Genomic DNA, 19,870 nt, shown 5'->3' on the forward strand with positions numbered 1-19,870 from the left:
GCCAGACCTGGCGGCTTTTTTGTTTGCCGGCAGGTCTCCTAAAGCATGATCCCGAAAAGTGGCATCCGGTTTTCGGAAAAGATCATGCTCCAAACAAACAGGAGCAGAAAGCCGTGTTGACGACCACAGACGATCTTCGGGTCAAAGAAATAAGGGAATTGAGCACGCCGGACGAGGTGATGCGGGAGATACCGCGCACGCTGACGGCGACGCGCACCGTTGCCGCATCACGCAACGCGATCCACGCCGTGCTGACCGGCGCCGACGACCGACTGGTGGTTGTCGTCGGCCCCTGTTCGATCCACGACCCGGCCGCTGCCGTAGACTATGCCAGTCGTCTGGCGACGCTGCGCGAAAGCCTGTCGGACCGGCTGGAGATCGTGATGCGGGTGTATTTCGAGAAGCCGCGCACGACGGTCGGCTGGAAAGGCCTGATCAACGATCCCGATCTCGACGGCAGCTTCAACATCGACAAGGGGTTGCGGATGGCCCGCAACGTGCTCTCCGCGGTCAACAATCTCGGCCTTCCGGCGGCCACCGAATTCCTCGACATGGCCACCCCGCAATATATTGCCGACCTCGTCGCCTGGGGCGCGATCGGCGCGCGTACGACCGAGAGCCAGATCCATCGCGAACTGGCGTCAGGCCTGTCCTGCCCGGTCGGCTTCAAGAACGGCACCGACGGCAATTTGCGGATCGCCGCCGAAGCCGTGAAATCCGCCGCCCAGCCGCATCATTTCATGGCGGTGACGAAAGGTGGGCGCAGCGCCATCGCTACGACAACCGGCAACGAGGACTGCCACGTCATCCTGCGCGGCGGTATTGTGCCGAATTATGACGCGGCCAGCATTGCTGCTGCCTGCGCGGAACTCGGCCGGATCGGCGTGGCGCCGCGGCTGATGATCGATGTCAGCCACGCCAACAGCAGCAAGAAGCCGGAAAACCAGCCAGGGGTGGCAGCCGAGGTGGCGGGCCAGGTCGCAGCGGGCGACGAGCGCATCATCGGCGTCATGATCGAGAGCAACCTTGTCGCCGGCCGGCAGGATGTCGTGCCCGGCAAGCCGCTTGTCTATGGCCAGAGCATCACCGATGGCTGCATCGACTGGGCAACCACCGAGACGGTGCTTTACGGCCTTGCCGACGCCGTCGAGCGGCGCCGGTCGGTGCGCCGCGCCATGATATCAAGCCGTCCGGGAGCCGCCTGACCCGGCCGGCGCCGCTGCCATGGACGTTGCGCCCTTCGGGCGCGGAATTCACGCCGCCTTCAAGCCTTCCCAGACGGTGAGCGCCGAAACCGCAACGAGAAGCAGTCCGGCCGCCCGGCCGGCAAGAGCGGTTGCCCTTGGATTGGCGACCAGCAGATCGCGGCTGCGACCGGCGGTAATTGCGAGTCCGCCATAGACAGCGAACTGCGTGGCGATCGTCATGAGCCCCATGATGATCGCCTGCATCCAGATCGGGCCGTAATCCGGCCTCAGAAACTGCGGATAGACGGCAAGAACAAAGAGATAGGCCTTTGGATTAATCAGGCAGGTCATGATCCCCTGGCGAAAGGCCTTCCATGCGGAGCGGCTGGCGGCAGGGCCGTCATGGCCGACGGTGATGGAGCTGCGCATCAGCGTGATGCCGATAAAGGCCATGTAGGCCGCGCCGGCAATCAGCAGCGGATTGAAGAGGATCGGCAAGAAATGCATGAGCAGGCCGACGCCGAGCGCGCCGTTCAGCGTATGCACCACGCCGCCCAGCATGATGCCGCCGGTCGCCGCAAGCCCTCTGCTGCTGCCGCCGGTCAGCGCATTGGCAAGCACGAAAAGCATGTCCATGCCGGGCACGATGATGATGCCGAGAAGGAGGAGAAAGAAGAGCCAGAGGTTTGCCGCGTAGTCCATGTCAGTTGCCTGTCGCCTCATGCAGGCGAGCTGCAGAGGAACTTGTTGATTTTCAATTCGATAGGCGATCCTATAGGTCAGTCCAACTGACGAGGTGTTGTCAGTTGCCTTCGGGCCGAGTGAGGGAATGCGCAAGGCGTCGCGTCTGTTCGAGATCATCCAGATACTGCGGCTGGCGAGGAAGCCGGTGACGGCGGCAATGATCGCCGAGCGGCTGGAGGTGACGGTGCGCTCGGTCTATCGCGACATTGCCGCACTGCAGGCGATGCGCGTGCCGATCGAGGGCGGGCGCGGCATCGGCTACATACTGCGTCCTGGCTTCGACTTGCCGCCGTTGATGTTTTCGATCGAGGAGATGGAGGCGATCGTACTGTCTCTCGCGCTGCTCGAACGCACGGGCGACAGCGAGCTCAAGCAGGCGGCCAAGCGCGTCAGCGCCAAGATTGCCGGCGCGGTGCCGCCGCCTTTGCGCCAGACGCTCGACGCCAATCAGTTGCATGCATGGGGTCTTGCCGCGCCATCGGCCTCCGCGGTCAATCTGGCGTTGGTGCGCCGTGCCATCCGCGACGAGGCCAAGCTGGACCTTTCCTACCGCGACGAACTGGGCCGAGCCACCGAGCGCATCATCTGTCCGATCGCCCTCATCTACTACTCCGAAACCGCCAACATCGTTGCCTGGTGCGAGCTGCGCCAGGCAATCCGCAATTTTCCGCAGCGACCGGATCGAGGATTGCCAGGCGACGGGACTATGGTTCAAGGGTGAAGGCGACGGTTTGCGGCAGGTCTGGGTGAACGGGTGGGAAACGGACACCTCGGCCGCAGGCGGCTGAAGCGGCCACTGTGAAGCGGATGCCGGGGAGGGCTACCTCACGTCCTCCCAGCGGCTCTCACTGAACGACCTGGCCATCGCGTGCACGGTGCGCTCGATCTCCAAGCCTTCGTCGAAGTCGATGATGCGCGCCGGCTTGCCGGCCAGCCGCGTCAAAAGTTCCCTGCATTCGATGATCTTGAGGTCGTTGAAGCCAAGCCCGTGGCCGGGTGCCGGCAGGAAGGCGTCGTAGGGCTTGTGGTGCGGCGCCACCAGGATGGTGCGATAGCCTTGCTCGGTCGGCCGGTCGGCTGTCAGATAGAGCTGGAACTCATTCATCCGCTCCTGATCGTACAGGATCGAGCCCTTCGAGCCAAAAATCTGGATGGCGATCCGGCCTTTGCGGCCCCAGGCCGAACGGTTGACCAGCAGCGTGCCGGCGATGCCGTTTTCGAGATGCATCAGGATGCTGGCGATGTCGTAGGTTTCGACCGCGCGGCGCCCGCCAGAGGCGACGCGGCGTTCGGCATAGGGTTTGGCCATGTCGCACATGACGCGGGCAACGCGGCCGAACAGCACGGCGATGAGCGAAAGCGGATGCACGGCGAAATCGTCGAGTGCGCCGTAACCGGACGCCGCCTCGTGCTTCCAGAAGAACAGCGCCTCCGGATCGGCCATGAAGTCCTCGTCCATCTCGATGCGCAGATGGTTGACCTCGCCGATGATCTTCTCGTCGAGCAGCGCGCCGATATGGCGGATTGCGGGGTTCTGGATGTAGTTATAGCCGAGCGCGGCGACTTTGCCGGACTTTTGGGCTGCCGCAGCCATTGCTTGCGCCTCCGCAAAACTCGGCGCCATCGGTTTTTCACACCACAGATGCTTCCCGGCTTCGAGGATGGCGATGGCCATTTCCGGGTGGAACTGGTTCGGCGTGGTCAGCGAGATGACATCGACGTCGGGATCGTCGACCACCGCGCGCCAGTCACCGGAGGCCCTGGCGAAGCCGAATTCGCTGGCACGGCGTTTGGCAAGGTCCTCGTTGACCTCGCCCAGATGAACCAGCCTTGGCTTGGCCACATCGGGAAAGACGGTACCAACCGCGTTCCAGGCAATGACGTGGCACTTGCCCATGAAGCCCGTGCCGATAAGACCTACCCCGACCATCCGCTTGCCTCCCTGTGTGCAAAGTTTGTGTGGATGAATTAGTCCATTTTGTCTGCAGATGGAACGCTTGTCTCATTTTTTATGGTGTTCTTGCACAGGCCCGCTATGATGGGGCACAGAGGGAACCAGACGATGAGCCTGGGCGGAGCGACGATGGACGAACGGGTGCCGCGCGATTTCGAGACGCTGCGGGCGACGATCCTGGAGCGGCGCCAGAGCCTGCCGAAACGTATCGCCCAGATCGCCGCCTATGCGCTCGACAACCCAGACGATATCGCCTTCGGCACCGCCGCCAGCATCGCCGCTTCCGCCGGTGTCCAGCCTTCGACGCTGATCCGCTTTGCCCAGCAGCTTGGTTTTGATGGTTTCACCAGCCTGCAGTTGGTGTTTCGCGAGCGTCTGCGCGAGCGCAACTCGTCCTATGATGAAAGGCTGGCGGCATTGCGCGCCAAGGCCGAGGAAGGCGCCGGCCACCGCGCGATTTTCGATGGTTTTGTTGCCGCAGCCAGCACCTCGCTCAACGACATTTCGCGCACGCTGAATGAAGACCATTTCGAAGATGCTATCGCCGTGCTGGCCAAGGCCGAAACCATTTACGTGCTGGCCAAGCGGCGCTCCTACCCGGTCGCCTCCTACATCGCCTACGCATTGGGCAAGCTCAAGATCCGCAACCAGCTGATCGAATCGGCCGCCGGCCTCAATGCGGAGATAATCGGCTTTGCATCCCCAAGGGACGCCGTCATTGCCATAAGCTTTTCGCCCTATGCCCCGGCCACCATCGAGGAGGCGCGCGTCATTTCGGAACAAGGCGTGCCGATCGTGGCGATTACCGACTCCTCCTTTTCGCCGCTCGCCCAGTTCGCCAAGGTCTGGTTCGAGGTTGCCGAGGCCGATTTCGCCGGCTTCCGCTCGCTGTCGGCGACGATGGCCTTGGCCATGGCGCTGACCGTCGCGGTCGGCGAGAAGCGGCGCGATAGCGGAAAGAAGCGCAAGCCTTAGAGCACCTCTATTGCCGTTTCGCCTCCTGCCAAAAGCCGCGCTGCGTCGCGGGCAGGCGGCGATCCGAACTGGCGGGCATACTCCCGGCTGAACTGGGAAGCACTCTCATAGCCGACAGCGAAGGCGACACGCGCCACGTTGCCCGGCTGGGCAATTAGCAGATGGCGGGCTTCCAGCAAGCGGATTTGCTTTTGATACTGGATTGGGCTCATTGCCGTCGCCGCCTTGAAGTGACGATAAAACGCAGCACTGCTCATATGGGCGATTTCGGCCAGATCCCCGACCCGGACCGGCTGATGGGGATGCGAGCGGATCCAGGCGATCGCCTGGCCAATCCGGGACAGATGGCCGTCGGCGCGCGCAAGTTCACGAAGCTTTCCGCCTTGCGGGCCTTGCAGGAGCCGAAACAGCATCTCCCGCTCGAGCATGGCCGCGAGCACGGGAATCTCCGCTGGCCGGTCAAGCAGCCGCAGCATTCGACGCAACGCGTCGAGCAGGTCGTCATCAACGGGAGAGGTGGAGAACCTGTCGCCGCCGAGGACCGGCCCGTGCTCAACGAGGAGCGCGGCGACAGCCTGCAGGTCAAGGGTCAAGCCAATGGCCAGATAAGGACGTGCGGCGCTCGCTTCGACTATCTGGCTGATGCTGGGCGTCTCGACAGTGTAGATGAAATAGCTGGCCGGGTCGTAACGAAGAGCCCGGTCGCCGATCAGAACCGTCTTCGCGCCCTGCAATACGAATAAGACCCCCGACCCCCACACACCCGGCAATGGCGCCGTCGCGACTTCGCTGCGGCCGATCGAAACGCGGGGAACCGCCGTTCTTATTCTTCGCCCGCGCGCATGGCGGCCGGCGATTTCGATCAACTCCTGCAGCGCCCCGCTCATTGCGCCAGCATCGCGCATTCGCACCGGCCGCGCAACAGCGTGAGAGGATTAGGCAAGAGCTGGAGAGTTTCCGGCGCGCGGCGCCCGCTGCCTCGCGCCATTTGTGGGTCTTCGACAGCAAACACGGAGACACGACATGACGACATCGAAAACTGCGTTGGTAACCGGCGCCAACAAGGGTATAGGCCGTGAAATCGCCCGGCGAATGGCGACCATGGGCTTCAAGGTCTGGCTCGGAGCCAGGAGCGCCGAACGTGGCATGGCGGCGGCGCAGGCATTGCGTGCCGAAGGCCACGACGTAGAGTGGCTTGAGCTGGACGTCACGAGGGATGACAGCGTGAAGGCGGCAGCCGAGGCGTTCGGGCAGGCCAGCCCCCGCCTTGACGTGCTGGTGAACAACGCCGGCGTCGCCATCAACTACGACCTGCCGCCGAGCCAGCAGCGGATCGCCGATATCCAGGCCACCTACGACGTCAATGTCTTCGGCCAGATCCGCGTGACCCAGGCATTCCTGCCGCTGCTGCTGGCAGCACCTGCTGCCCGGATCGTGATGGTGAGCAGCTCCACCGGCTCCATCGGCCGGGCGCTGGATCCCGCCACCGCGAACCACGCCATCAATATGATGGGCTACGGCAGCTCCAAGACAGCGTTAAACGCCATCACGGTGGCCTTCGCCAGGGAGCTCGCACCGCAAGGCATCAAGGTCAACGCCGCCGCGCCCGGCTACACTGCCACCGATCTCAACGGCTATAAAGGTCACCGCACGGTGCAGCAGGCGGCCGAGATCGTCATTAACCTGGCGACCTTGGACGCCGATGGCCCGACCGCCGGGTACTTCAACGATGATGGCCCACTTCCTTGGTAAATCAGCTGGTCTCAGTGGTAGACACTTGACGTTCGTCTGACTTCAAAGTTTCTGAACGCGCGAGCCTTGCACAGCACTTTTCAGCTTGGGAATGCTCGTTCCATATTGACTATGGATTGGAATTATTATTTCATATTGCTGGCGCCACGCTGCCGCTCGCGCGTGTTACCCAAGACAACAAAGCCGATGGGAGGTTCGAATGGGCGAGGCCGTGGAAGCGAAATATTCGCCGCTCGACATCATCACGATCGGCCGCGCTTCCGTCGATCTCTACGGCCAGCAGATCGGCTCGCGCCTTGAGGACATTACTTCCTTTGCCAAGTCGGTCGGCGGCTGTCCGGCCAATATCGCAGTCGGCACTGCCAGACTAGGCCTGCGCTCGGCGCTGCTCACCCGCGTCGGCAATGAGCAGATGGGCCGCTTCATCCGCGAGCAGCTGACCCGAGAGGGCGTTTCGGTCCAAGGCCTCAAGACCGATCCGGAGCGGCTGACCGCCCTGGTGCTGCTGTCGGTCGAGGATGAAGGCGTCTCGCCGATGATCTTCTATCGCAGCGATTGCGCCGACATGACGCTTTCGCAAGACGACATCGATGAGGCGTTCATCGCTTCGGCACGCGCGATCGTCGTCACCGGCACGCATTTTTCACGACCCAACAGCGACGCCGCCCAGCGCAAGGCGATCCGTGTCATGAAAGCCAAGGGTGGCAAGGTGGTGTTCGACATCGACTACCGCCCCAACCTGTGGGGTCTCGCCGGCCACGCCGAAGGCTTTGAGCGCTATGTGAAATCCGACCGCGTGTCGGCGCGGCTGAAGACGGTGCTGCCCGACTGCGATCTCATCGTCGGCACCGAAGAGGAAATCATGATCGCGTCGGGCGCAGACGATTGCCTGAGCGCGCTGAAAACCATCCGCTCGCTGTCGGCGGCAACCATCGTGCTGAAGCGCGGCGCCATGGGCTGCATTGTCTATGACGGGCCGATCAGCGACGATCTCGAGGACGGTATCGTCGGCAAGGGGTTTCCTATCGAGGTCTACAATGTGCTTGGCGCCGGCGACGCCTTCATGTCGGGCTTCCTGCGCGGCTGGCTCGGCGAGGAAAGCCTGGCGACGGCGGCGACTTGGGCCAATGCCTGCGGGGCATTTGCCGTGTCGCGGCTCCTCTGCGCACCTGAATACCCGACTTTCGAGGAATTGCAGTTCTTCCTGAAAAACGGCAGCAAGCACCTGGCGCTGCGCAAGGACGAGGCGATCAACCACATCCATTGGGCGACCACGCGCCGGCGCGACATCCCCTCGCTGATGGCGTTCGCCTGCGACCACCGCGTCCAGCTGGAGGACGTCGCGGCAAAAGCCGGCGCCGATCCGTCGCGGATCCCGGCTTTCAAGGTGCTGACCGTCAAGGCTGCGGCCAAAGTCGCGGCCGGCCGCGCCGGCTATGGCATGCTGCTCGACGAAAAATACGGGCGCGAGGCGATGTTCGAATTCGCCCACCATTCCTTCACCTGGCTCGGCCGGCCGGTCGAGTTGCCGGGTTCGCGGCCGCTTCGCTTCGAGTTCTCGCAAGACATTGGTTCGCAACTGACCGAATGGCCGGTCGACCACTGCATCAAGTGCCTGTGCTTCTATCATCCCGATGATCCGGCGGAGCTGAAGACCGAACAGCAGCAGAAACTGCGCGCTTTGTTCGAGGCCGCGCGGAAAGTGGGCAGAGAACTTCTGGTGGAGATCATCGCCGGCAAGCATGGCAAGCTCGACGACATGACCATCCCGCGCGCGCTCGAGGAACTCTACGCACTCGGCATCAAGCCCGATTGGTGGAAGCTCGAACCGCAGGCATCGCACGGCGCATGGGCAAAGATCGAGGCGGTGATCCTGAAAAACGATCCGTGGTGCCGCGGGATTGTGCTGCTCGGTTTGGAAGCGCCGCAGGACGAGCTGGAAGCGGCCTTTGCCGCCACCGCCAAGGCGCCCACCGTCAAGGGCTTTGCCGTCGGCCGCACCATCTTCATCAACGCGGCCGAACAATGGCTTGCCGGCAAGATGTCGGACGATGAAGCGGTTGCCGACATGGCATCTCGCTTCGAGAGACTGACCGAGGCGTGGCTTGCCGCGCGCGGCCGCAAAGCAGCATAAGAAGGCGCGGCATAAGGACTGCGGAGGAACCGACATGACCAAGACAATCCGCCTGACGATGGCGCAGGCTCTGACCCGCTTTCTTGCTCGACAGATGACCGAGATGGACGGGAAGAAGGTGCCGATCTTCGGCGGCGTCTGGGCGATCTTCGGCCACGGCAATGTCGCCGGCGTCGGCGAGGCGCTGTACCAGGTTCGCGACGAGCTGCCGACCTTCCGTGCCCATAACGAGCAGGCAATGGCGCATGCGGCGATCGCCTATGCCAAAGCCAATTTCCGCCGCCGCTTCATGGCTGCGACCAGTTCGATCGGCCCCGGCGCGCTCAACATGGTGACCGCTGCGGCGCTTGCGCATGTAAACAGGTTGCCTGTCCTGTTTCTGCCCGGTGACGTCTTTGCCAATCGCATTCCCGACCCTGTCCTGCAGCAGGCCGAGGATTTCTCCGACGGCACGGCGACCGTCAATGACTGCCTCCGGCCGGTGTCGCGCTATTTCGACCGCATCACCCGGCCGGAGCAGATCATGCCGGCGCTCAACCGCGCCATGCAGGTGCTGACCGATCCCGCCGAATGCGGCCCGGTGACGCTGGCGCTGTGCCAGGACGTGCAGGCAGAAGCGTATGACTACCCCGAGAGCTTCTTTGCCGAACGAATCTGGCATCAGCGGCGACCGCGTCCGGATCGCCAGGAGCTGGCCGCCGCGGTGGCGGCTCTTAAAGCGGCGAAGAAGCCATTGGTGATTGCCGGCGGCGGCGTACTCTATTCGCAGGCCTCGCGTGAACTGGCCAGACTGGTGCAGGACGCCGGCGTTCCGGTCTGCGAGACGCAAGGTGGCAAATCCTCGCTGCCCGACGATCATCCGCTGAACATGGCGGCGGTCGGCGTCACCGGCACTTCGGCTGCCAACAGGCTGGCCGAAGAGGCCGACGTCGTGCTTGCCGTCGGCACCAGGTTGCAGGACTTCACCACCGGCTCCTGGGCACTGTTCAAGAATGCCGGCAAGACCATGATCGGACTCAACGTCCAGCCCTTCGACGCCGGAAAGCACCAGGCGCTGCCGCTGGTCGCCGATGCGGCGGAAGGGCTCGCCGAACTCGGCGAGGCGCTGAAGGGCTGGAAGGCGCCTGCCGCCTGGACCGACAATGCGATCAAGGGCAAAAAGGAGTGGCAGGCGGAGGCGGGCAAGGTGACTGCGTCGACCAATGCCGCCTATCCGTCCGACGCGCAGGTGATCGGCGCCGTACAGCGCGCCATGGGCTCCGGCGTGGTACTGCTCCATGCCGCCGGCGGCTTGCCCGGCGAGTTGCACAAGCTCTGGCAGGCGGGCGCGCCCGGCTCCTACCACGCAGAATACGGGTTCTCGACAATGGGCTATGAAATCGCCGGCGGACTCGGCGTCAAGATGGCCAAGCCGGACCAAGAGGTAGTCGTGATGATCGGCGACGGCTCCTACCTGATGCTCAATTCCGAGATCGCGACCTCGGTGATGCTCGGCCTCAAGCTGACCATCGTGCTGCTCGACAACCGCGGCTATGGCTGCATCAACCGGTTGCAGATGGCGACCGGCGGCGCCAACTTCAACAATCTGCTGAAGGACGCCCGTCACGAAACCTTGCCCGAGATCGACTTCGCCGCACATGCTGCGAGCATGGGTGCGATTGCCGAAAAAGTGCCATCGATCGCCGGGCTGGAAACGGCGCTGGCGCAAGCGAAGAAGAATACGCGAACGACCGTGCTGGTCATCGACACCGACCCGCTGGTTTCGACCGAGGCCGGTGGAAGCTGGTGGGATGTCGCAGTGCCGGAAGTCTCGGCACGGCCGCAAGTGAATGCGGCGCGCAAGAAATACGAGGAAGCGCTGAGCGGGCGGGTTCTTTGAGCCATCCGCGAACGCGCCTCGAAACGTCCGAAACTGGAGTGATGACTTGAAAGCCAAACTGGGCATGTCCCCCATTGCATGGTGGAACGACGATCTTGCCGAACTCAGCGATGATGTGTCGCTGGAGGAGTGCCTGCGCCAGTCGCGCTCGGCTGGCTTTACCGGCATGGAAATGGGCCGCCGCTTTCCCAACGATCCGCAAGTCATGCTGCCGATCCTGAAAGAGGCCGACGTGACGCTTTGCGGCGGCTGGTTCTCGGGGACGCTGGTCAATGAAGACATGGCGAAAAACAAGGATCGTATCCAGCCGATGATCGATCTGTTCAAGGCGGTGAATGCGCCCTGCATCGTCTATGGCGAAGTCGGCCGCTCCATCCAGGGCGACCGCTCGCAACCCCTCGCCAGCAAGCCCAGGCTTTCGGACGATGAGATGAAAGCCTACGCGAAGCAGCTCACGCAGTTCGGCGAATGGTGTGCCGAGCAAGGCATGCCGCTCTCCTATCACCATCACATGGCGGCAGTGGTCGAGACCGAGCCAGAGCTCGACGCCTTCATGCGCTATTCGGGAGAAGGCATTCCATTGCTGCTCGACGCGGGTCACCTGGCCTTTGCCGGGGGCGATGTGCTGCGCGCTATTGATAATCACCACCGGCGCATCAACCACGTGCATGTGAAAGACGTGCGCATGGAGGTGATCAACAAGCTGGATCGTAGCAGGCAATCCTTTCTCGATGCGGTGGCGCTTGGTGCCTTCACCGTGCCGGGAGATGGCTCGCTGGACTTTGGCGCCATCGTCCAGAGGCTCGCCGACCATGGCTATGAAGGCTGGTTCGTGGTGGAGGCCGAGCAGGATCCGAAGAAGAACCCGCCGCTCAAGATGGCGCAGGTCGGCTACAAGGAATTGATGCGGGTGATGACAGCGGCCGGCTACACGGTGGAGACACAAGGCTTTCCCAATGCTTGAGGCTCGCGCGGAAGGGCTGATCCGATGCCGGGGGTGATCCGATGAAGGACTCCGAGCACCCGTTTTTCCGGCCGCTGTGGCGGCGCGTTGCCGTTGTCGCGGTCTGCCTGGTCTGGTCGGTGATCGAATTCGCCACCGGCACGCCGTTCTGGGGCGTGATCGCGCTCGGCTTCGCCGGCTATGCCGTCTGGCAATTCTTCTATCTCTACAAGCCGGCTGACGAGGACAAGCCATCGGCGGACGCCAAACCGAAGGAATGACCATGTCGAAGCTAATCATCAAAGCCAATAAGGGCCACGGCCGCGTCGCTCATGTGACGCCGCAAAACGCCGGCTGGACCTATGTCGGCTTCGATCTGCATCGGCTGAGGCCCGGCGAGAGCGCTTCCGGGCAAACCGCGGATCGTGAGGTCTGCCTGGTGTTCGTCACCGGCAAGGGCAAGGCCAAAGCCGGCGGCAAGGATCTCGGCCTGCTGGGCGAACGCATGTCGCCGTTCGAAGGCAAGCCTTGGTCGGTCTATGTGCCGCAGGGGTCGGAGTGGTCGGTGAGCGCCGATACCGATCTCGAACTTGCCGTCTGCTCGGCGCCAGGACTGGGCGGCGGTCTGCCGGTCCGTGTCATCGGGCCCGACGATCTCGGCCAGGAGGTTCGCGGCAAAGGCACCAACACGCGCTACGTCACCAACATCCTGCCGGAGGGCAAGCCGGCCGATTCCTTGCTGGTGGTCGAGGTCATCACACCCGGCGGCCACACATCAAGCTATCCGCCGCACAAGCACGACCAGGACAATTTGCCGGCTGAATCCTATCTGGAGGAAACCTACTACCACCGCCTCAACCCGCCACAGGGCTTTGCTTTCCAGCGCGTCTACACCGACGCCGACCAGAGCGGTGCTCGTTCGCTCGACGAGGCGATGGCGATCGAGGACGGCGACGTCGTGCTGGTACCCAGGGGTTATCACCCCTGCGCAGCCTGCCACGGCTATGATCTCTATTATCTCAACGTCATGGCCGGACCGAAGCGGACGTGGAAATTCCACAACGCGCCCGAGCACGAATGGCTGATGAAGGCCTAACCACTTCCCCTTCGCCCCAATCGCTGGTCCAAGCGAAAATCGTCGGCTAACGACCCGGCTGTGTGGTTTTGTTACCGAAAACGCCGCAAAGCTTCGTCAATTCGTCATGGAAATCACCTATGGCAGCGGGGCTGACGAGGACTTTCGATGCGCTACGCGATCTATTTCACCCCCCGACAGGACGAACCGCTGGCACGGATCGCCGCCAACTGGCTCGGCCGCGACCCATTCGGTGCCGCCACAAAGCCGGTCGAGGCAGTGGGCGAGTTGTCGGCGGCAGAAGTTGCCTTCCATACCGCTTCGGCGCGCCGCTATGGCTTTCATGCTACGCTGAAGGCGCCCTTTCGACTGGCCTCCAATGAGACGGAAACCTCGCTTCGCGCGGCACTCGACGATTTTGCCGAGGCAACGCCGGTGGTTACGGTCCCGCGCCTCGTCGTCAGCCAGATCGACGGTTTCTTCGCGCTGGTGCCGGAAGCACCGCTGCCGTCGCTCAACCGCTTCGCCGATGATGTGGTGCGCGACTTCGACCGCTTTCGCGCGCCGTTGACGGAAGCCGAGATCGAACGGCGCAGCCCCGATTCGCTGAAGCCCGACGAGTTCCGCAATCTCTGCCAATGGGGTTATCCCTATGTCTTCGAGACGTTTCGCTTCCACATGACGCTGTCCGGCCGGGTCTCGTCACAGGAAAGCCCTCGTCTTCGCTTAGCAATCGACAGTCTGTTTGCGGGCGTGCTGCAAAGGCCGGTGCCGGTGGACGCGCTGACGCTGTTTGTGGAAACTGAACCCGGCGCGCCGTTCATGGTGCTGTCCCATCACGCGCTCGGGCGCCGCCCGGCCAGAAGAACTGCCTAATGACTATTTGCTCTAACCGCGTTTGTGCGACGCCAATTGGTTCCAGTTGGCTGCAAAATCCTGCAAGGACTGCTTGAAATGACCGCCGAGACTGTTCTTGACAACGCCCGGATCGTGCTCGCCGACCAGATCGTCCAAGGGTCGATCGTGCTGCGCGACGGCGTGATAGCCGACATTGCTCCCGGCGCTGGCCGAACCGGCGAGGACATGGGCGGCGACTTCATCATCCCTGGCCTGGTCGAACTCCACACCGATCATCTCGAAGGCCATTACGCGCCACGGCCGAAAGTGCGCTGGAACCCGATCGCCGCGGTGCTCGCCCATGACGCGCAGGTGGCGACCGCCGGCATCACCACCGTGCTCGACGCCTTGCGCGTCGGCATGGACGAGGATGCGGACCTGACGGCTGCCGACATACGCAAGCTGGCCGACGCGATCGAGGACAGTGTCCAGCAGGACCGGCTCAGGGCCGACCATTTCATCCATCTGCGCTGCGAGGTTTCGGCGCCGGACTGCCTTCCAGCCTTCGCCAATTTCGACGGTGACGAGCGGGTCAGGCTGGCGTCGCTGATGGACCATGCGCCGGGACAGCGGCAATTCGTCGATCTCGAGACCTACGCCTACTACTATCAGCGCAAACTGAAGCTTACGGATCGCGATTTCCAGAAATTCTGCGAAAAGCGGATGGCTGAATCGGCGAGGAACTCGAGCCCGAACCGCAGCTTCATCGCCGTGGCTTGTCATGAGCGCGGCATCGTGCTCGCCAGCCATGACGACGCGACCGTCGGCCATGTCGACGAAGCGATCGAGCAAGGCGTCCGTGTCGCCGAGTTCCCGACCACCGAGGAGGCAGCAAGGGCTTCGAAAGAGGCAGGGCTCGGCGTATTGATGGGCGCGCCGAACGTCATGCGCGGCGCTTCGCATTCGGGCAATGTCTCGGCCCGCACGCTGGCCGGCGACGGCCTGCTCGATATCCTGTCATCGGACTACATTCCGTTCAGCCTGATCCAGTCGGCCTTCTTCCTCGGCGACGTGGTCGAAGGTATCTCGCTGCCGCAGGCTGTGGCCATGGTTTCGAAGAACCCGGCCGAGGCGGTCGGCCTCACCGATCGCGGTGTCATCGAGCCCGGCCGGCGCGCCGATCTGGTTCGCGTGCGCGTCGACGACCATGTCCCGGTCGTCCGCACGGTCTGGCGGCAGGGACGCCGGGTCGCATGATGGTGTCGGCATCGGTCGAGCGTGAATTGTCCGCCGCGGGATTTCCGATCCGCGACGGTGTCTTCGTCGCCGTCGTTGGGCCGAGCGGTGCCGGCAAGGACACGGTGATCGGCTATGCGCGCGCGGTGTTTGCCGGCGAGAGCCGGCTGGAGTTCGTGCGCCGGGTGATCACCCGGCCGAGCGATGCGGCCACCGAGGATCACGATACGCTCGCCGATGCTGCCTTCGTCGAGGCCGAAGCGGATGGGGCCTTCGCCATTTCCTGGGAGGCGCATGGCCTGCGCTACGGCATCCCGGCCGAAGTCGATTGGTCGGTCTCCAACGGCCGTGTCGCGATCGCCAACGTCTCGCGCGCGATCATCCCGGCGCTGCGGGAGCGTTACGCCAATCTGGCTGTCGTCGAGATCACGGCTACACCGGAGATCCTGGCCGAGCGGCTGGCATTGCGCGGTCGCGAGTCGCGCGGCGAAGTGCTGGCACGGCTGGCGCGCAGTGCCAATGTGGCGCTGTCCGGACCGGGTGTCACCTCGATCGACAATAGCGGCCCTCGTGAAGCCGCCGGCGAGCGCTTCGCCGAGGTGCTGCGCAAGGCCATGGCCTTCTCCGACATGTCGGGCCTTATCTAAAGTAGCGCCCATCCGATGCATTCGGTATGGACGCTACTTGTCTAGCCGATATCTTTTTGGAAGCCGGGATCCCTTTTCGGGATTATGGCGTCATGCGGCGTGCCGGTCCCGACCAGCGTGACGAGTATCGGTGGCAGTGGTTGTCGAAGGCTTCACTGGCGCATCCGCCGGTGTATCCAGAACTGCAACGTGATGGCGATACACCATTTCCCAGCCCTTCCAGCCGGTGAACAGCAGTATGCAGACCACTATGAACGACAAGAGCACACCCCATGGGCGGACCGCGGCTTCGGCACCTTGGGCATAGCGAAGATAAAAATTGATCAGTGCCACAACGACCGCGGTCAGGTTGCCTAGCATGTGATACCAGGCGTCCGACAAGGCGCGAATGCGCGGCTCGTTGAGGAAGTCGATAAAACCGGCTGTCGCGGCGAGAAGGGCCATTACGATGGCTGCCCCGATCAGCCACATCGATGCCCGTGCCCAGAAAGCATCGGCAGTTCCCCAGAAAACCAGGTCGGTGACAAAGGCACCGACAAGAAACGCGACAGGAAAAGGTATCAGCATCGGGTGGAGAGGGTGAGTTCCGACCTTTGCGGTACTTGCTGGATTCGTGGGCATGGGGCGCCTCCGCATAGCAAAGCCTAAATAAACGCTTCGATACGGGTTTCGTTCCAAATGGAGATTAATCTGAACTGCTGTCGCGAAGCTCAGGCCGACTTTTTGATGCCTGCCAATGGCAATCGGCGCATTTCATCCAGCTATTTTTGCGTCATTCCGCGGCAGCACCCGCCACGCCCTTACGGGTAGCTTCCAGCATCCGCCGCCGCGCCCTGAACACGCCCCATTGCTGGTCGACCAGCACGCCGATGAGGATCACCCCGCCCATGACGGCGAAGTTGAGCGAGGACGGGATGCCGAGCAGGTTGACGAGGTTCTGCAGCTCCTGCAGCAGCACCGTGCCGAGCAGGACGCCGATCAGCGAGCCTTCGCCGCCGCGCAGCGAGAAGCCGCCGAGCACCGCTGCCGCGATGGCGTAGAGTTCGTAGAACTGGCCGTGGCTCGCCGGCGAGATCGAGCGGGTGTACATGGCGAAATAGATAGCCGACAGCGCCGTCAGCACGCCGCAGATGACATAGGCGGCTATGACGATGCGGCCGGTGCGGATGCCGGAATATTTTGCCGCTTCCTCGTTCTTGCCGATGGCGTAGAGATAGCGCCCGAATACCGAACGGTGCAGCACCACCCACATGACGACGGCGATGACGATCAGCGCGATGAAACTGTTCGGCACGCCCCAGGACCGCCCCGCCGTCAGGAATTCGAGTTCCGGGAAGTTCTGCCCAAAGGCAAAGCCGGCGGTGCCGTCGGCAGTGTAGAAGCGCGCCACGCCGCGATAGATCAGCAGGCCGCAGAGAGTGACGACAAACGGCTGCAACTTCAGCCGGGTGATCAGCCAGCCATGCATCAGGCCGATGATGGCGCCGAGCGCGATGATCAGCACGAAGGCCAGAGGCCACTCCATCTCCCGCACGGCGATGAAATCGATGAACAGCGTACCGAGTAGCGCAACCACCGAGCCGACCGACAATTCGATGCCGCCGGTGATGATGACGAAGGCTTGGCCGATCGACAGGATGCCGAACAGGCCGATCAGGTTCGAGGTGTTGGCGAGATTGATCGGCAGCAGGAAGCGCGGGTTGATGATCGCCACCACCGCGCCGACCACCAGGATCAGGATCAGCAGGCCGAGATCTTTCTTGCTCATCGTCTTCTCCCAACGCCTGCGAATTACTTCGGCTGCTTGCCGACCGCCAGCAGCAGCACGTTTTCCTGGCTGAACCGGTCCTTGTCGAGAATGCCGGAGATCTGGCCCTCATGCATGACGGCAATGCGGTCGGAAACGCCGATCACCTCCTCCATGTCGCTGGAGATCATCAGCACGGCGACCCCGGCATCGGCCAGCGCCCGCATCAGCCGGTAGATCTCGGCCTTGGCGCCTATATCGATACCGCGTGTCGGCTCATCGAGGATCATCACCTTCGGCTTCATCGCCAGCCATTTGGCCAGCACGACCTTTTGCTGGTTGCCGCCCGACAGCGTGCCGGTGCGCGTCTGCACGGAGGGCGCCCTGATGCCGAGATCGGTCTTCTGTTTTTCGGCGGTGGCGGTCTCGGCGCTGGCCGAGACCAGCGAGCGCCGCGAATGCGCCGGCAGATTGGGCAGCGAGATGTTCTGGGCAATCGACAGGTCGAGCAGGATGCCGGTCAGCTTGCGGTCTTCCGGGACGAGGAAAATCCCGTTGGCCACTGCGTCGGCGGCCGAACCAAGAACCAGGTCTTTTCCGTCAAGCTGGAACGAGCCGCCAAAGCTCCTGTCAATGCCGAACAGCACGCGCGCCAGTTCCGTCCGGCCGGAGCCGACGAGGCCGGCCAGGCCGAGGATCTCGCCATGCCTCACATCGAGGTCGACGGGCCGGTCAGGATAGGCGGCGGTGCGAATGGCCTTGACCGACAGCGCGACGGAGCCCGGCGGGCGCGCCGATTCTGCGGCCTTCTCGCGCTCCTTCAGCATGCGGCCGATCATCAGCTTGACCATCTGGTCGTGATTGATGGCGCTCTTCGACAAGGTCCCGGCGAGCATTCCGTCCCTGAGCACGACGACGCGATCGGCGACGCGCTCGACCTCGTGAAGGCGGTGCGAGATGAAAATGACACTGATGCCGTCTGCCTTCAGCGCCTTGATGACACCGAGCAGCTTGTCGGTTTCGGCGATCGGCAGGCTGGACGTCGGTTCGTCGAGGATAACCAGCCGTGCCTTAATAGACAGCGCCTTGGCGATCTCGACCATTTGCTGCTGCGCCAGCGACAGCGCCGACACCGGCGTATCGGCTGAGAAATTGGCGCCCACGCGTTTGAGCAGCGGCGCCGCCTGCGCTCGCAGCCTGGCGCGGTCGACGAGCTTGAGCGGCCCGGCGCGCAGCGGTTCGCGGCCGAAGAAGATATTGGCGGCCACGTCGAGGTTTTCGAACAGGTTGAGTTCCTGGTGGACGAAAGCGATGCCCGAGCCGATGCTGGCCTCGACAGTCAGCCCGTCATGAGCGACGCTATCGACGGTGATGGTGCCGGTGTCCGGCCTGGTCACGCCACCGAGGATCTTCATCAGCGTCGATTTGCCGGCGCCGTTTTCGCCGACCAGGCCGATGACCTCGCCGGGCCTGACCTCCATCGAGAACCCGTCCAGCGCAACGACGCCGGGATAGGTCTTGCGCACACCGTCGAGGCTCAGGAACGGAGCGTCCGCAGATGCAACGATGGATGGGTCGGAATAATTCATCACGCTTGACAGCAGCCGGTGAGCCGTTTGGTCTCAGACTGACGAGCCGCGCGAGGCCCGTCAATAGAACGCCGGCTCAAGGCGAACCTTGAGCCGGCGCAACCTAATTCGCTCAGTTTCCAGACATCGCCTTGAGGCTGGCGGCATAGGCGTCGACATCGACCTTGCCGATGATCTTGGTCGGGATGATGATCAGGCCATCGGCGGGAATGCCCGACTTGTCGCCCTCGAGATAGGCAGCCATCAGCTTCATGCCCTGATAGGCCCATTCGAAGGGTTGCTGCACGACGGTGGCGGCGACGGTGCCTTCCTTGACGCCGCCCAGCGTGATCGGGTCGTCGTCGAAGCCGACGACGGTGATCTGGCCGAGCTTGCCGGCATCGCGCAGCGCTTCGTAGATGCGCGGCGTGTTGTAGGAATAGAAGCCGACCATGCAGGTGACGTCGGGGCTGGCGACCAGCGCGTCCTCGACGTTCTTCTTGGCGCGAGCCTGATCGATGTCGTCACCACGCACGTCGACCAATTCGATCTTGGTGCCGGCGAGACCTTCCTTCATGCCCTGGATGCGCTCCTTGGCGTTGTCGGCGCCGAGCAGGCCGACGAAGCCGAGGCACTTGCCGCCGTCAGGCATTGCCTTCTTGGCGATCTCTGCCGCCTGCTTGCCGGCATCGACATTGGACGAGCCGATATAGGCGACACGCTTGGTCTGCGGCGCGTCGCTGTCGGTGGTGAACAACGCCGTTTCCGAGGCGATCTTGTTCAGCCCGTCGGTCGACGTCTTGGGATCGACGGCCGAGACCATGATCGCCTTCACGCCGGCCGTCACCAGATCGTCCATCAGGCGCTGCTGGATGGCGACCGAGGACTGCTCCGGATATTTGAGTTCCAGATTGTAGTTGGGCAGTTCGCCTTGAGCCTTCTTGACGCCGGCTTCGGCCGCCTTCCAGAAATCGGAAGCGCCGTTGACGACGAAGGCCAGTGTCGGCTTGTCGTCGGCCCGCGCAATTGCGCTGGCGGACAGGCCGAGCAGCAGGGCCGCAGCGGCGACGGACGCATTTCGTATCACAGATTTCATATTCAACCTCCCATTTTGACTCAGTAATTTTCGCTGATGATGAACGTGCCGGCGCGGCTTGGACGCCCTCCTCCTCAAGGGTTTCCGGCAGCGAAG

18 protein-coding genes and 1 pseudogene are annotated in these 19,870 nt (G+C 63.1%); 12 read left to right on the forward strand and 7 right to left on the reverse strand.

Annotated elements, in window-relative coordinates; translation table 11 throughout:
- The first annotated feature begins 113 nt into the window (after positions 1-113).
- On the forward strand, positions 114-1,205 hold the full coding sequence (locus NKJ12_RS00845; protein ID WP_352700973.1) for a 3-deoxy-7-phosphoheptulonate synthase: 1,092 nt from the start codon (positions 114-116) through the stop codon (positions 1,203-1,205).
- Between the two features lie 48 nt (positions 1,206-1,253).
- Here the strand turns inward: NKJ12_RS00845 and NKJ12_RS00850 are convergent, their stop codons facing one another.
- Positions 1,254-1,889 (reverse strand): LysE family translocator, encoded by a 636-nt coding sequence (locus NKJ12_RS00850; protein WP_352700974.1) that lies wholly within the window; start codon positions 1,887-1,889, stop codon positions 1,254-1,256.
- A gap of 127 nt (positions 1,890-2,016) precedes the next feature.
- On the opposite strand from NKJ12_RS00850, the pseudogene NKJ12_RS00855 reads away from it, so the two are divergent.
- Positions 2,017-2,719 (forward strand): annotated as a pseudogene (locus NKJ12_RS00855) (helix-turn-helix transcriptional regulator).
- Positions 2,720-2,751: 32 nt separating this feature from the next.
- Here the strand turns inward: NKJ12_RS00855 and NKJ12_RS00860 are convergent.
- The gene (locus NKJ12_RS00860; RefSeq protein ID WP_352700975.1) at positions 2,752-3,861 is read right to left on the reverse strand and encodes a Gfo/Idh/MocA family protein; all 1,110 of its coding nucleotides are present in this window, start codon (positions 3,859-3,861) and stop codon (positions 2,752-2,754) included.
- A gap of 153 nt (positions 3,862-4,014) precedes the next feature.
- Between NKJ12_RS00860 and NKJ12_RS00865 the strand changes: the two genes are divergently transcribed.
- Entirely contained in the window at positions 4,015-4,860 is an 846-nt protein-coding gene (locus NKJ12_RS00865; RefSeq protein WP_352701400.1) for a MurR/RpiR family transcriptional regulator, read from the forward strand.
- Here NKJ12_RS00865 and NKJ12_RS00870 read toward each other — a convergent pair.
- On the reverse strand, positions 4,857-5,726 hold the full coding sequence (locus tag NKJ12_RS00870) for an AraC family transcriptional regulator (protein WP_352700976.1): 870 nt from the start codon (positions 5,724-5,726) through the stop codon (positions 4,857-4,859). The two genes, NKJ12_RS00865 and NKJ12_RS00870, sit on opposite strands and share 4 nt — an antisense overlap.
- Before the next feature lie 157 nt (positions 5,727-5,883).
- On the opposite strand from NKJ12_RS00870, the gene NKJ12_RS00875 reads away from it, so the two are divergent.
- From NKJ12_RS00875 to phnN, 9 genes are all read left to right on the forward strand, one after another.
- A complete protein-coding gene (locus NKJ12_RS00875) occupies positions 5,884-6,612 on the forward strand; it encodes an SDR family oxidoreductase (RefSeq protein WP_352700977.1) in 729 nt (242 codons plus the stop codon).
- A gap of 199 nt (positions 6,613-6,811) precedes the next feature.
- Complete coding sequence (locus tag NKJ12_RS00880; protein ID WP_352700978.1) at positions 6,812-8,746, forward strand: bifunctional 5-dehydro-2-deoxygluconokinase/5-dehydro-2-deoxyphosphogluconate aldolase; 1,935 nt, start codon at positions 6,812-6,814, stop codon at positions 8,744-8,746.
- Positions 8,747-8,780: 34 nt separating this feature from the next.
- Positions 8,781-10,625: a 3D-(3,5/4)-trihydroxycyclohexane-1,2-dione acylhydrolase (decyclizing) gene (gene iolD / locus NKJ12_RS00885; RefSeq protein WP_352700979.1), complete on the forward strand. Its 1,845-nt coding sequence runs from the start codon at positions 8,781-8,783 to the stop codon at positions 10,623-10,625.
- A gap of 46 nt (positions 10,626-10,671) precedes the next feature.
- Positions 10,672-11,589: a myo-inosose-2 dehydratase gene (gene iolE, locus NKJ12_RS00890; RefSeq protein ID WP_352700980.1), complete on the forward strand. Its 918-nt coding sequence runs from the start codon at positions 10,672-10,674 to the stop codon at positions 11,587-11,589.
- Positions 11,590-11,630: 41 nt separating this feature from the next.
- Entirely contained in the window at positions 11,631-11,849 is a 219-nt protein-coding gene (locus NKJ12_RS00895; protein WP_254815905.1) for a DUF3329 domain-containing protein, read from the forward strand.
- Positions 11,850-11,851: 2 nt separating this feature from the next.
- Complete coding sequence (iolB, locus tag NKJ12_RS00900) at positions 11,852-12,664, forward strand: 5-deoxy-glucuronate isomerase (protein ID WP_352700981.1); 813 nt, start codon at positions 11,852-11,854, stop codon at positions 12,662-12,664.
- Between the two features lie 147 nt (positions 12,665-12,811).
- Complete coding sequence (locus NKJ12_RS00905; RefSeq protein WP_352700982.1) at positions 12,812-13,519, forward strand: DUF1045 domain-containing protein; 708 nt, start codon at positions 12,812-12,814, stop codon at positions 13,517-13,519.
- A gap of 78 nt (positions 13,520-13,597) precedes the next feature.
- Positions 13,598-14,737 (forward strand): alpha-D-ribose 1-methylphosphonate 5-triphosphate diphosphatase, encoded by a 1,140-nt coding sequence (locus NKJ12_RS00910; RefSeq protein ID WP_352700983.1) that lies wholly within the window; start codon positions 13,598-13,600, stop codon positions 14,735-14,737.
- The gene (gene phnN, locus NKJ12_RS00915; protein ID WP_352700984.1) at positions 14,734-15,363 is read left to right on the forward strand and encodes a phosphonate metabolism protein/1,5-bisphosphokinase (PRPP-forming) PhnN; all 630 of its coding nucleotides are present in this window, start codon (positions 14,734-14,736) and stop codon (positions 15,361-15,363) included. Before NKJ12_RS00910 ends, phnN begins: the two co-directional genes overlap by 4 nt.
- Positions 15,364-15,453: 90 nt before the next feature.
- On the opposite strand, the gene NKJ12_RS00920 is transcribed toward phnN, so the two are convergent.
- The 4 genes from NKJ12_RS00920 to NKJ12_RS00935 form a co-directional block, all read right to left on the reverse strand.
- Positions 15,454-15,984 carry a DUF2231 domain-containing protein gene (locus NKJ12_RS00920; RefSeq protein WP_352700985.1) on the reverse strand — a complete coding sequence of 177 codons (531 nt, stop codon included), beginning with the start codon at positions 15,982-15,984 and terminating at the stop codon, positions 15,454-15,456.
- A 151-nt stretch (positions 15,985-16,135) separates the two neighbouring features.
- Positions 16,136-17,131 (reverse strand): ABC transporter permease, encoded by a 996-nt coding sequence (locus tag NKJ12_RS00925; RefSeq protein WP_254815901.1) that lies wholly within the window; start codon positions 17,129-17,131, stop codon positions 16,136-16,138.
- Positions 17,132-17,154: 23 nt separating this feature from the next.
- Positions 17,155-18,699 (reverse strand): sugar ABC transporter ATP-binding protein, encoded by a 1,545-nt coding sequence (locus NKJ12_RS00930; protein WP_352701402.1) that lies wholly within the window; start codon positions 18,697-18,699, stop codon positions 17,155-17,157.
- A gap of 112 nt (positions 18,700-18,811) precedes the next feature.
- Positions 18,812-19,774, reverse strand: coding sequence for a sugar-binding protein (locus NKJ12_RS00935; RefSeq protein ID WP_352700986.1), 963 nt, complete (start codon positions 19,772-19,774; stop codon positions 18,812-18,814).
- Positions 19,775-19,870: the final 96 nt, after the last annotated feature.

Source organism: Mesorhizobium sp. M0195 (assembly GCF_040322115.1).
In the GTDB taxonomy this organism is placed as follows: Bacteria; Pseudomonadota; Alphaproteobacteria; order Rhizobiales; family Rhizobiaceae; genus Mesorhizobium.

Excerpts from the sequence above, each read along its gene's own strand:
- NKJ12_RS00850 (WP_352700974.1), bottom strand. The coding sequence starts at position 1,889 with ATGGACTACGCGGCAAACCTCTGGCTCTTCTTTCTCCTCCTTCTCGGC.
- NKJ12_RS00860 (WP_352700975.1), bottom strand. The coding sequence starts at position 3,861 with ATGGTCGGGGTAGGTCTTATCGGCACGGGCTTCATGGGCAAGTGCCAC.
- NKJ12_RS00865 (WP_352701400.1), top strand. The coding sequence starts at position 4,015 with ATGGACGAACGGGTGCCGCGCGATTTCGAGACGCTGCGGGCGACGATC.
- NKJ12_RS00875 (WP_352700977.1), top strand. The coding sequence starts at position 5,884 with ATGACGACATCGAAAACTGCGTTGGTAACCGGCGCCAACAAGGGTATA.
- NKJ12_RS00880 (WP_352700978.1), top strand. The coding sequence starts at position 6,812 with ATGGGCGAGGCCGTGGAAGCGAAATATTCGCCGCTCGACATCATCACG.
- iolD (WP_352700979.1), top strand. The coding sequence starts at position 8,781 with ATGACCAAGACAATCCGCCTGACGATGGCGCAGGCTCTGACCCGCTTT.
- NKJ12_RS00895 (WP_254815905.1), top strand. The coding sequence starts at position 11,631 with ATGAAGGACTCCGAGCACCCGTTTTTCCGGCCGCTGTGGCGGCGCGTT.
- iolB (WP_352700981.1), top strand. The coding sequence starts at position 11,852 with ATGTCGAAGCTAATCATCAAAGCCAATAAGGGCCACGGCCGCGTCGCT.
- NKJ12_RS00905 (WP_352700982.1), top strand. The coding sequence starts at position 12,812 with ATGCGCTACGCGATCTATTTCACCCCCCGACAGGACGAACCGCTGGCA.
- NKJ12_RS00910 (WP_352700983.1), top strand. The coding sequence starts at position 13,598 with ATGACCGCCGAGACTGTTCTTGACAACGCCCGGATCGTGCTCGCCGAC.
- phnN (WP_352700984.1), top strand. The coding sequence starts at position 14,734 with ATGATGGTGTCGGCATCGGTCGAGCGTGAATTGTCCGCCGCGGGATTT.
- NKJ12_RS00920 (WP_352700985.1), bottom strand. The coding sequence starts at position 15,984 with ATGCCCACGAATCCAGCAAGTACCGCAAAGGTCGGAACTCACCCTCTC.
- NKJ12_RS00925 (WP_254815901.1), bottom strand. The coding sequence starts at position 17,131 with ATGAGCAAGAAAGATCTCGGCCTGCTGATCCTGATCCTGGTGGTCGGC.
- NKJ12_RS00930 (WP_352701402.1), bottom strand. The coding sequence starts at position 18,699 with ATGAATTATTCCGACCCATCCATCGTTGCATCTGCGGACGCTCCGTTC.
- NKJ12_RS00935 (WP_352700986.1), bottom strand. The coding sequence starts at position 19,774 with ATGAAATCTGTGATACGAAATGCGTCCGTCGCCGCTGCGGCCCTGCTG.